At 69.9% G+C, this 11,360-nt stretch carries 7 protein-coding genes; 3 read left to right on the forward strand and 4 right to left on the reverse strand.

Translation table 11 applies throughout. The annotated features are described in order from the left end of the window. The 4 genes from ACO41U_RS08400 to ACO41U_RS08415 form a co-directional block, all read right to left on the reverse strand. On the reverse strand, window positions 1-3,980 hold a 3,980-nt coding region (locus ACO41U_RS08400; RefSeq protein WP_485943117.1), incomplete at its 3' end, for a DEAD/DEAH box helicase. Between the two features lie 29 nt (window positions 3,981-4,009). Further along, on the reverse strand, window positions 4,010-5,701 hold the full coding sequence (locus ACO41U_RS08405; RefSeq protein ID WP_485943119.1) for an ArnT family glycosyltransferase: 1,692 nt from the start codon (window positions 5,699-5,701) through the stop codon (window positions 4,010-4,012). After that, on the reverse strand, window positions 5,682-6,584 hold the full coding sequence (locus ACO41U_RS08410) for a tetratricopeptide repeat protein (protein ID WP_485943121.1): 903 nt from the start codon (window positions 6,582-6,584) through the stop codon (window positions 5,682-5,684). The genes ACO41U_RS08405 and ACO41U_RS08410 overlap by 20 nt, the downstream gene beginning before the upstream one ends. Before the next feature lie 11 nt (window positions 6,585-6,595). Next, window positions 6,596-7,147, reverse strand: a complete 552-nt coding sequence (locus ACO41U_RS08415; RefSeq protein WP_298781799.1) for an isochorismatase family protein — start codon at window positions 7,145-7,147, stop codon at window positions 6,596-6,598. 162 nt (window positions 7,148-7,309) lie between these two features. Between ACO41U_RS08415 and proB the strand changes: the two genes are divergently transcribed. From proB to ACO41U_RS08430, 3 genes are read left to right on the forward strand one after another with little or no spacing between them, the layout of a single operon-like run. Further along, window positions 7,310-8,425, forward strand: a complete 1,116-nt coding sequence (gene proB / locus ACO41U_RS08420) for a glutamate 5-kinase (protein ID WP_485943124.1) — start codon at window positions 7,310-7,312, stop codon at window positions 8,423-8,425. Between the two features lie 31 nt (window positions 8,426-8,456). Further along, a complete protein-coding gene (locus tag ACO41U_RS08425) occupies window positions 8,457-9,743 on the forward strand; it encodes a glutamate-5-semialdehyde dehydrogenase (RefSeq protein ID WP_485943126.1) in 1,287 nt (428 codons plus the stop codon). 11 nt (window positions 9,744-9,754) lie between these two features. Further along, window positions 9,755-11,299 (forward strand): ClC family H(+)/Cl(-) exchange transporter, encoded by a 1,545-nt coding sequence (locus tag ACO41U_RS08430; protein ID WP_485943128.1) that lies wholly within the window; start codon window positions 9,755-9,757, stop codon window positions 11,297-11,299. The last annotated feature ends 61 nt before the right edge of the window (window positions 11,300-11,360 follow it).

Consider the following 11,360-nt stretch of genomic DNA (forward strand, 5'->3'; position numbering starts at 1 on the left):
GGCCGGGTCTGTCCGATGCGGTGGGCGCGGTCGGAGGCCTGCTCCTCCACGGCGGGGTTCCACCAGGGGTCCATGTGGATGACGCAGTCCGCCGCCGTCAGGTTCAGCCCCGTCCCGCCGGCCCTCAGGCTGATGAGGAAGCAGTCGCCCTCCCCCGCCTGGAAGGCCGCCACGCGCCGCCTCCGGTCCTCCGGGGGTGTCGCGCCGTCGAGGTACTGGAAGGGGATCCCCCGCTCCGTCAGCCAGTCCCGCAGGATGGCCAGGTGATCGACGAACTGGCTGAAGACCAGGGCCTTGTGCCCGCCGCCGCGCACCTCGCCCAACAGGTCCGCGAAGGCCTCCAGCTTCGCCGAGGGCATCTCCGCAGGGCTGCCCGCCAGGACCACGTTGCAGCAGGCGCGCCTGAGCTTCATCAGCGCCGCGAAGACGTGGATCTTCTCCGCGGGCTCCGGCCCCGCGGCAAAGTCCTCAAGCGTCTTCCGCCTCAGCGCCTCGTAGAAGCTCCATTCCTTCTCGTTCAAGTCCACCGTCAAGGTGATCTCCGTCTTCTCCGGCAGCTCGTTCAGGACCTCGTCCTTGGTGCGCCGCAGGATGAAGGGGCGGATCATGCGCCGGAGCTGCTGCCGGGCCACCCGATCCCCGTCCCGCTCGATGGGCACGGCAAAGCGGCGGCTGAAGCTCTCCGCCGAGCCAAGGTAACCTGGGTTCAGGAAGCGGAAGATGTTCCACAGCTCGCTCAACTGGTTCTCGATGGGCGTCCCCGTCGTGGCGACGCGGAATCGGCCGTTGAGCTTCATCGCGGCCAGGGAGCGCTTGGCCCCCATGTTCTTGATGGCCTGGGCCTCGTCCAGCACGACGACGTTCCACGGGACCTTCGACAGGCGGACCCGCTCGCTCTGAAGGAGGCCGTAGCTCAGGACCAGGAGGTCCATGGGGGCCAGACCCGCCAGGACCTCGTCGCGGCCGGCCTGCTTCAGCTCCTTCACGTTCAGGGTCGGCGCGAAGCGCCGGGCCTCGTCCGCCCAGTTGGGGCAGACGGAGGTCGGGGCCACCACGAGGGAGGGGCCCTCCGGGCCGCGGGCCACCAGCAGGGCCAGCGTCTGGATCGTCTTGCCGAGGCCCATGTCGTCCGCCAGACAGGCCCCGGCGCCCCAGTGGGCCAGGCGCATGAGCCAGCGAAAGCCCTCCTGCTGGTAGTCCCGCAGCTCGCCCCGCAGCGTGGAGGGCACCTGGGGCACGAGCTTCTGGGCCTCCTTGATGCGCCGACAGTCGGCCCGCCACTCCGGGTCCGCGTCCACCTGAGCGGCCCCATCCAGGAGCTCCTCGGCCAGCCCCGCCGCCAGGGGCGGCAGCCGCACCTCCTCGCCCCGCATGTCGCCCAGCTTCACCAGGGCCTCCAGCCGGCGCTTAAAGTCCTCCGCCAGGGGCAGGAACTCCCCGTTCCCCAGGTTCACGAAGCGGCCGTAGCCCTCCTGAAGCCCCTTGATGAGCCGCCCCATCTGAAGGACCATCCCCTCGTCGACCTGGACCTCGCCCGACAGGGCGAACCAGTCCTGGGAGCGCCGGAGGGAGGCCTTGAAACTGCTGCCCTCCACGGAGCGCCCCACGAGCTTCATGCTCTGCCCGTGCGGCCACTCCGTCCTGACGGCGTCGCCCAACTCGTCCACCTGGCTCAAAAACTCCAGCGCCAGGGCAGGCTCCATGAGGAGCCAGTGGGCCTCCCGCGTTTCCTCCCCCTGGGACAGGGCAGGGCAGGCCCTGAGGAAGGCGGCCAGCGCCTCTGCCTCCCCCGGCAGGTCCCGCAGGGCCTGCACGCGGCGGCCGTCCAGGGAGCCGAAGAACGTCGTCCCGCCGGCCTCAGGGCGGCAGGAGGCCCCGGACGGGCCCAGCGGGCGCACGACGGCCTCCACCTCCAGGCCGTCCCCGTTCGGCTGGATCTGGACGCAGATCCGGCCATCCGCCTGCACCACCTCCGCCCGGCTGCCCACGCCCTCGACGTCCGAGTGGACGACGATGGACGGAGGCAGCTTCTCAAGGGTTTCCATGAGCCTCTCCCGCATCGGGTCGGGCAGCACGACCCCGTCCTCGCCCACGAGGCTCGCCATCCTGAGGTGCTCCCGCGCGAAGTGCGTCACCGCAAGGCGGTTCGGCCCGTCCAGCACGACGCGAAAGGCCGTGCCAAAGGAGGAGGGGTAGGGCGTGAGCTGCAGCCTGCACCCGCCCTCCTCCTGGCGGACGGTGAGGACCGGCTCCACCTCCAGGACCTCCACGCGCTCCGCCCTGTCCTCCCGGATCAGGAAAGGATGCCCTGCGAGGGCCAGCAGCGCCTGCTCGATGTCGATGCGGTACTCCACCCCGTAGTATCCCTCCATCCGGGTGATGGCCCGCGCGGCGCGCAGGTCCTGTTCCGTGACGCCGGCGATGGAGTCCCCCGTTTCCGAGAGGCGCTTGAGGGCGATGCGGCGCCCCTTGCTCCAGGCGTTCTTGCGCCGGCTCTGCTCGATGGGGACGAGGCTGTGGACCTCAACTTCCTTGTCCTGCTCGCCGTAGACCGTCCAGCCCACCTCCCAGAGGATGCGGCGGTCCGCCCCTCTCGCGTCGGCAGGGGCGCTGCGCCCGCCGATGTTCTCCAGGGCGTCCAGCAGGCGGTCCCACTCGTTCCCGGTCGCCAGGATGTCGCTCAGGGGGTGCGGCACGGCCCGCCGCTGCGCCTCGTTCCTCCACACCGCCCGAATCTCCGAGCTGACGAAGGTCAGCCCCCTCTCCTCCAGCCAATCCGCCGCCTTCAGGATGGCGGGCGCGGCTTCCTTCGAGTCCAGGCGCAGCCAGTGCGCCAGGAGCAGCCCCGGAAAGATTGCCAGCCCGTCCTCGCTCAGGTTGAAGCGCGCGGCAAGGTCCTCCCGCTTCCCCGGCAGCTTCAGAAGGGCCTTCAGCATGGGAAGCAGGGGCTTCAAGGACTCCGACGTCCCCCAGGTCTTCACGCCCGTCAGGTAGCCCTTGATCTTCGCGCCGCTGGCTCCCGCCTTCATGAGCAGGATGGGGTAGAACATCCCCGCCCAGGACGCGAAGAAAGGCCGCCGCACCCCCCGGCGCCGCAGCTCCTCAAGCCCCGCCTCCATCAGGGCCAGGGCCCTCCGCTCGTCCCCGTCCTCCGACAGGACCAGGAGCGCCGACAGGCAGGCACACGAGGCATCCTCCACCCCGTCCAGGAAGGCCCGCGCCTCCTTCAGGCGTCCGTGCAGGATCAGGCGCTCGGCGTACAGCAGCCTCAGCGGCTGGGGACAGTCCCCGCCCCGGCGGGCCACGTAGTGAAAGAGCGCGGACGCGGAGCGGCGGTAGGCCTCTGCGTCGGAGAGCGTCAGGAAGAGCAGGGCGGAGAAGACGAGGTTCGCGACGAGGGGAGGGAGGGCCTCAAGGGCCCGCTCGTCCACGGGATTGGCGAAGGCCTCGACGATGGCATGGTCCGAGCTCAGGGTCCTCGACTGGCTTTCCGAGGTCAGCATTTTGGCCCAGACCTTGAAAAAAAACTCGTCGTCCTCCAGCGTTGCGGTCCATCGCAGGGCTCTGACGCACTCCGCCTCGTCGTTGAACCTCCCCGGAAGGAGGGCGGGGGTGCGCAGCTTCAGGACGTCCTCCACGGCCCGGTCAAGGATTTTCCACTCCCCGCTCAGCGTCGCCTCGCGCCAGAGGGGCCCGATCAGCAGGGGGTCCAGCGCATAGCGCGTCCTGCCCCAGACCTCCCTGGTCCGCAAGAGCCCCGATCGATCCAGCTCGTCCAGCATGGGGACGATGTCCCGCACCTTCCAGGGCCGACTGCCTCCGGTCGGTTTGAAGTCCGTCCTGTCCATCGTGTCCGCGATCTCCTTCGCGGTGACGGAGAGGGAGATCACGGCCAGGAGGCGGCACAGCCTCCGCCGGTCCTCGCCCTCCGCCTCGTACTTTTTCAGGAGCGATGCCCGCTTTTTCTCGTCAAAGAGCACGACCCTTCCCCCTTCTCAACGGACGGCGCTCAGCGGGCGCTGAGCGATCCCGCCCCGAGAGGGGCGGAGCGGTTGCTCAGGACGACCATGCCGTCGTCCTCCATCAGGGCGTTGACATCCCCTGGAAGCGGCGCCGAGAGCTGCTGGTTCCGGGGGATCACCAGGAACGCGCGGCCGCGGTCCTCCCACAGGAGGTGCAGCGCCGTGTCAGAGAGGCTTGCCCCCCGCTGCCGCGTCAGGCCCGGCACGAGCGGAGCGTTCACCATGGCGTAGTTTCGAAGGGTGTAGAAGTACATGGAGGGACGGTTCACCGCGTACTGCACGATGACGTCCCCGCGCTGCACGGAGCCCCGCAGGGCCAGCCCCACGTCCCGGATCGCGCCGTCCTCCGCCAGCAGGTCGAAGACCCCCGTCAGGGGCATGAGGCACAGCAGGGCGGCGGCGCTGACGTTACGGGCGAACTTCAGGAGCTGCCGCGTCCTGGCGTAGTACCAGCCGGCGACGACGCAGAGCACGACGAAGGAGAGCCACGGCACCAGCGAGAGCATGGCGCTGCTCAGCCCCGGTATGGCGCGGAGGGCCAGCGGCAGGCCGAGCGCCGCGAGGGGCACGATGATGACGATGTTCAGGGCCACAGCGCGCTGCACCTCTCCCACGCGCCCCTCCGCGATCCACTCGTCGAGCGAGTCCCCCACCAGCGCGGCGAGGGGGGGCACGGCGGCGGCCATCGACAGGTAGTCCCCCATCATGACGGCGAAGAAGGCGAAGGCAAAGGCCCAGACCACCAGGAAGAAACGGGGGGCGGGCTCCTCTCCCTGCAGGGCCTCCAGGCTGCGGGGCACGGCGCCCATCGCGGCACGGACCACGAGGCCCGGCCAGGGGACCATGCTCACCAGGATGAAGAGCAGGCTCAACACCCCCCCCGGCTGGAGCAGGGGAGGCGCCTCGTAGAGCATCAGGGTCAGGATCATGGGGTTCCGCGCCGCCAGCAGGGCGACGTAGCCCGACACGCCCGCCAGGGAGATCAGGGCGACGGGCCAGTACCTCCAGCACAGGGCCAGGGGGCCGAAGCGGCTCGTCAGCGCCGAGTGGAGGATCAGGGTCATCCAGGGCAGGAGGAGGCCCTCCGGCCCCTGCACGACGAAAGCGGCGAGGGCTCCCGCGTGGGCCAGGAGCGCCCAGCGACGCCCCTCGCCGCGCTGAAGGCGGACGAAGGCGGCCATGGACATGGCGGTGCAGCAGGCGTAGAGCGCGTGGGAGGAGGCCAGGTGGGACACGGTGAAGCCCATGACCATGCTGGCGGAAACCGCGGCGGCGATCCACGCCCCCCGTCCCCTCGACGCCAGCGCCGCGGCCAGCGCCATGCCCAGCCCCGCGGCGGCGGACCAGAAGCGCACGGCGAACTCCTCCCACCCAAAGGCCTTCAGGGCCAGCGCGTGGAGCCACCAGGTCCCCATGGCGCGCCCGGCGTAGGGGGCCTCCCCCACGCTGGGGTGCAGGAGGTCGCCCTGGGTGGCCATGGTGAGCCCCACGGAGGCGTGCACGCCCTCCATGGGGTCCAGCAGCCCGTGGTCCCCGATGCCGCGAAAGTACAGGTAGGCCAGGATCGTCAGGAAGATCAGGAGGTTCCGGCGGCCGGGGCGCGCCTCATCGGAGACAGGGCGCCGGGGTTCCGGGGCGCCCTCTCCCGCGAGGGGCCTCTCAGCGCGGGACATCGGCATCGTTCGAGGTCACCTGAAGCAGGTTGCAGCCAAAGAGCGTCAGGGCGCTGGGCTCCAGCTCAAAGGGGTGCCGACCCACGTAGACCCCGTCGATCTTCACGTAGTCCCCTCCCCGGAGGCGGGTCAGCGGGTCCGTCACCAGAGGCGCGTAGAACACCGCCAGGAGGTTGTCCCTGGGCACCACGGAGAGGTTCGGGCCGGAGAGCTTCAGCACGTAGCCGTAGTCCCGCAGGCGCTTGATGGAGTTGACGTAGCCGCTGACGACGAGGCGCTTGTCCCGCCAGCGGAGGTCGAAGGACACTTCGCCCTTCGCGATCTCCCCCGTCAGGAACTCCGCGTCCAGCACGCCGTCCTTCTGGTCCTCGATGCGGCGGGCCACCTGGTGGTAGAGCGTCACGAAGGGCGCGTAGTTGGAGCCCGCCAGGGGCTCCAGGAGCGCCAGGGCGTCCTCCAGGCGGCGGCTGCCGCCGTGTCCGTTGGCGTAGAAGTAGGCCAGCATGTAGTCCGCGTAGGGGTCCTTTCCCCGCACCTTCTCCAGCTCCGCGCGCCACTCCATGGGACTCCGGGTTTCGCCACCCAACCCGTACAGGGAGAAGTTCGCCAGCTGCGCCATGGCGCGGCAGTTACCCTTCTCGGCCGCCCGCCGGTACCACTCCGCGGCCTGGTCCAGGTCCCGGCTGACGCCGTCGCCGCGCTCAAAGAGCCCCGCGACGGCGGCCATGCTGCGCGGGTCCCCGGACGTGAGCATCCACTGGGCGTAGGCCTCCTGAACGTCCCCGCTGGCCTGAAACGCAAGCCCCTCCTCGTAGCTGGCCTGGGCCGAGACGGCCGCCAGCGCCAGGGCCGCCAGGCAGAGCGCAAAGGGGCGACGCAGGGCCTTCATCGCGCCGCGCCTCACTTGAGGATGGGGAGGAGCGCCTTGAAGTGCGGCGTTCCGGCCTCGCCCATCATCTGGTAGATCACCGTTTCCGCCGGCACCACGAGGGCGCCGAAGCTCCTGGCTGCAGCCAGCGCCAGCTCGTGGTTCGTCCCCTCGCGGCTCCCGCAGGCGTCCGCGGCCAGGACGACCTTCACCCCCCGGCCCACGAGGTCCATGGCCGTCGCAAGGACGCAGATGTGGGTTTCGATGCCGAAGATCACCGCCGTGTTTCGACCCAGCGCGGTCACCACGGCGTCGAACCCCGCCGCGCCGCAGCAGGAGAAGGAGGTCTTCGTCAGGTTGGGGGTCCCCGCTGGGATCAGTTCCGCGAGCTGCGGCACCGTGGGGCCGATGCCCTTGGGGTACTGCTCCGTCACCACGAGGGGGACCGAGAGCTCCCGCGCCGCGGTCAGGAGCTTTGTGGCACTCCGGACCACGGCCTCCCCGTTCGAGATGGCCGGCAGAAGCCGCTCCTGAATATCCACCATCAGGAAAAACGACGATTGAGCGCTAACGAGCGTGTGCATGTAAGACCACTCCCTATCCTGCAAAGAGCTTCCGGCGAGAAAATTCGCCGTTCAGGACCTTTTTACTTTACTGATTTTCATTATACAATAAGCCCCATATGAAGGAGCAGGGGCCGACATACGCAAAACGCGGATGTCCCGGCCCGAAGGAGGACAGAGGACGTGGATCGAGGAAGCCTGCGCGGCTCGAAGCGCATCGTCGTCAAGGTCGGGACCAGCTCCATCACCTATCCGACCGGACGCATCAACATCGGAAAAATGGAGCGGCTCGTGCGCGAGCTCTCGGACCTGCACAACTCGGGGCGCAGCGTCATCCTCACGACGTCGGGCGCCGTGGGCGCAGGGGTGGGGAAGCTGGGCCGGATGCCCGAAAGCCTGCCCCAGAAGCAGGCCATGGCCGCCGTGGGGCAGGGCATCCTCATGCAGATGTACGAGAAGTTCTTCAGCGAGTACTCCCAGAGCGTGGCCCAGCTCCTCCTGACGCGGGACTGCTTCTCGAACCCGGAGCGCTACCACAACTCCCGCAACGCGCTCTTCGCCCTGATGGAGTACGGCGTCATCCCCATCGTCAACGAGAACGACACCGTGGCCGTCGAGGAGCTCAAGTTCGGCGACAACGACCGCCTGTCGGCCATGGTGGCCTGCAACGCGGACGCGGACCTCCTGATCATCCTGTCGGACATCGCGGGACTCTACGACGCCGACCCCCGGCGCAACCCGAACGCGCGCCTCATCCGCGAGGTCAGCGTCATCACGCCGGAGATCGAGGCCAACTCCACGACCCGCGGCAGCAACATGTCGAGCGGCGGCATGGCCACGAAGCTGGGGGCCGCGCGCATCACCATGGCGGCCGGTATCCCCATGGTTATCGCCTCGAGCGACGAGCCGGACGTCCTGCGCCGCATCGCGGACGGCGAGGACCTGGGGACGTGCTTCATCCCCCACCGGGAGGGGTACACCGCGCGGCGCCAGTGGCTGGCCGTCGGCAGCGCCCCCGCCGGGACGGTGACGGTGGACGGCGGAGCGGAGCGCGCCATCCTCCACCAGGGCGGGAGCCTCCTGCCCTCCGGCGTCCTCCGCGTGGAGGGGGACTTCCCCGCCGGCAGCGTCGTTTCCATCCGCAGCGCGGAGGGCCGGGAGGTCGCGCGGGGCATCAGCAGCTACGCCTCGGACGACGCGCGGCGGATACTGGGCCGCCGGTCGAACGAGATCGCGGGCATCCTGGGGGTCTGCGACTTCGAGGAGCTCGTGCACCGCAACAACATGGCGCTGGTGTAGGGGCCGGCTTTAACGAAAGGGACGTGAGATCATGGACACAGCGAGGATTGACGAGGTCCTGAACGGGATGGGGCGCCTTGCGCAGGAGGCTGCGCGAGAGCTCGCCGGGGCCGGGACGGAGCAGAAGAACCGCGCCCTCACGAACATGGCCGCACTGCTCCGGCAGCGCAGCGGCCACATCCTCCAGGAGAACGCCCAGGACCTGGATGAGGCGCGGAGCGGAGGGCTGTCCAACGCGATGCTGGACCGGCTGGCCCTCGACAAGGAGCGCATCGAGGGCATGGCCCGCGGCCTCGAGGAGATCGCGGCCCTGCCGGACCCCATCGGCACGGCGTCCGGCGGCTGGCGCGCGGAGGGGGGCATCGAGATCACGCGCGTGCGCGTGCCCCTGGGCGTCATCGGCATCATCTACGAGGCGCGGCCCAACGTGACGGCCGACGCGGCGGGGCTCTGCCTGAAGTCCGGCAACGCCGTCATCCTCCGGGGCGGCCGTGAGGCGGGCCGGTCCAACGCCGCCATTGCCCTGGCCCTTCAGGACGCGGCCTCCGCCTGCGGCCTGCCGGGCGCGGCCGTTCAGCTCCTGCGGGTTCCGGGACACGAGGCCTCCATCGCCCTGATGCAGCTCCAGGCGCTGGACGTGCTCATCCCGCGCGGCAGCCGACGGCTGAAGCAGTCCGTGCTGGAGAACGCGCGGGTCCCCTGCATCATGACGGGGGACGGCAACTGCCACACCTTCGTGGACGCCTCGGCGGACCTGGACATGGCGCTCCGCATCGCCGTCAACGCCAAGGCCCAGCGTCCTGGCGTGTGCAACGCCATGGAAACGCTTTTGGTCCACCGGGACGCGGCCCCCGCCTTCATCCCCCGCGCCATGGCGGAGCTGGCGGAACTGGGCGTGGAGCTCCGGGGGGATGCCGAGGTCCGGGCCCTCTGGCCCGACGCCAGGCCGGCCACGGAGGAGGACTGGGCGACGGAGTACGAGGACCTGATCCTGGCCGTCCGCGTCGTGAGCGGCCTGGACGAGGCCATGGAGCACATCCGCCGCTACGGGACGAAGCACAGCGAGGCCATCGTCACGGACAGCTACGCGAACGCCGAGAGGTTTCTCGCGGGAGTGGACGCGGCGGCCGTCTACGTCAACGCCTCCACGCGCTTCACGGACGGCGGCGTGTTCGGCTTCGGCGCGGAGATGGGCATCAGCACCCAGAAGCTGCACGCGCGGGGCCCCATGGGCCTCGAACAGCTGACGTCCGTCAAGTTCATGGTCCGGGGCTCCGGGCAGATCCGCGGCGCGAACCCGACGCTCGGCTGTCGCTAGGGGGCGGCGGCATGGACCAGACCGCCAGGGAGGTGCAGGGGCGCAGCCACTTCCGCCTCCGACTGCTCATCGACGGGCTCGTCATCGGCAGCGTCGTCGGAGGCGTCATCACGGTCTACCGCCTGGGCATCTCCGCCGTCAACGGCTGGCTGCGCGCCCTGCTGGGCTCCGCGGTGGAGGGGGGACCGTTCCCGTACCTCTGCCTGATGGTCCTGATGGGCGCCGCGGCGGGGCTCTGCGCAAAGTTCGCCCCGCTCATCTCGGGCAGCGGCATCCCTCAGGTTTCGGCACAGCTCGCGGGCCGGCTTCAGGTCCCGTGGCGGCGCGTGCTGCCCGGCAAGTTCATCGGCGGCCTGCTCACGCTGGGCGGCGGGCTCACCATGGGGAGGGAAGGGCCCTCCGTGCAGATCGGCGCCTCCGTAGGGCAGGCGTTCGGGGACCTGGCACGCCGTCCCCTGAGCGCGCGCAACTTCCTCATATCGAGCGGCGCGGCAGCGGGGCTGGCCGCGGCCTTCAACGCCCCCATCGCCGGGGTGGTCTTCGCCATGGAGGAGCTGCACAAGAGCTTCTCCGGCGTCGTGCTGGTGGGGGCCACGGCCGCGTCCTTCGCGTCGGCCTTCGTCGGCGCGTCCATCATGGGGTTTCAGCCGGTGCTGCACGTCGCGGGACACGAGCTCCTGCCTCTGAGGGACTACTGGCTCCTTCTCCTCCTGGGGGCTGCCACGGGCCTGAGCGGCGTGTTCTTCAACAAGTGCATCCTGTGGGGCAAGGCCCTCTACGGTCGGCTGCGGCTGCCCTGGTACGCGAAGGGCATCCTGCCCTTCGCGCTCACGGCGGGCCTCTGCCTTGCCCTGCCGGAGCTCTTCGGCAGCGGTGAGCCCATGATCTTCTACCCCACGGGAGCCAACCCCGTCCCGGAGCGCCTGATCGCGCTCTACGGGCTGAAACTCCTCCTGCTGGTGCTGGCCTTCGGCAGCGGCCTGCCCGGCGGCATCTTCTTTCCCCTCCTGGTCCTGGGCTCCCTCGTGGGCAACGCCATGGGGCAGTTGGCCGTGGCGGCGGGCGTCCTGGAGCCGGAGTTCGTCCTCACCCTGACGCTCATGGCCATGACGGGGCACTTCTCCTCCATCGTCCGCTCCCCCCTGACGGGCATCCTCCTGATCAGCGAGATGACGGGCTCCTTCGCCTTCATGCTGCCCCTGGGCATCGTGGCCATGACCTCCTACACCGTAGCGGAGCTCTGCCGCTCCACCCCCGTCTACGAGAGCCTGCAGCGCCTGCTGCCCGTCGCGCCCCAGGGCGACCGCACCGTCCGACGCAGCATGTTGGCGGAGTTCGCCGTGGAGCCCCTGAGCCAGGCCGACGGGCGCACCATCGCGGACCTTCAATGGCCCGGCGACTCCCTGATCATCACGGTGAAGCGCGGCGCGGAGGAGATCGTCCCCCGCGGCGGCGTCAAGCTGATGGGCGGCGACTACCTCGTCCTGCTCATCCCCGCCGAGAAGCGGGGAGAGATTCAGGAGCGCGTGGAGCGGCTGACGCGCGTGCGGCTCTAGGGATTTCGGCTGCCGAGAAGATGAAAAGCGCTGCGGCCCGCACGGTTTTGCGGGCCGCAGC

Source organism: Fretibacterium sp. (genome assembly GCF_057312375.1).

Bases quoted from the DNA above. Each gene is read 5' to 3' on its own strand.
- ACO41U_RS08405 (WP_485943119.1), bottom strand. From the start codon at position 5,701: ATGCCGATGTCCCGCGCTGAGAGGCCCCTCGCGGGAGAGGGCGCCCCG.
- ACO41U_RS08410 (WP_485943121.1), bottom strand. From the start codon at position 6,584: ATGAAGGCCCTGCGTCGCCCCTTTGCGCTCTGCCTGGCGGCCCTGGCG.
- ACO41U_RS08415 (WP_298781799.1), bottom strand. From the start codon at position 7,147: ATGCACACGCTCGTTAGCGCTCAATCGTCGTTTTTCCTGATGGTGGAT.
- ACO41U_RS08425 (WP_485943126.1), top strand. From the start codon at position 8,457: ATGGACACAGCGAGGATTGACGAGGTCCTGAACGGGATGGGGCGCCTT.
- ACO41U_RS08430 (WP_485943128.1), top strand. From the start codon at position 9,755: ATGGACCAGACCGCCAGGGAGGTGCAGGGGCGCAGCCACTTCCGCCTC.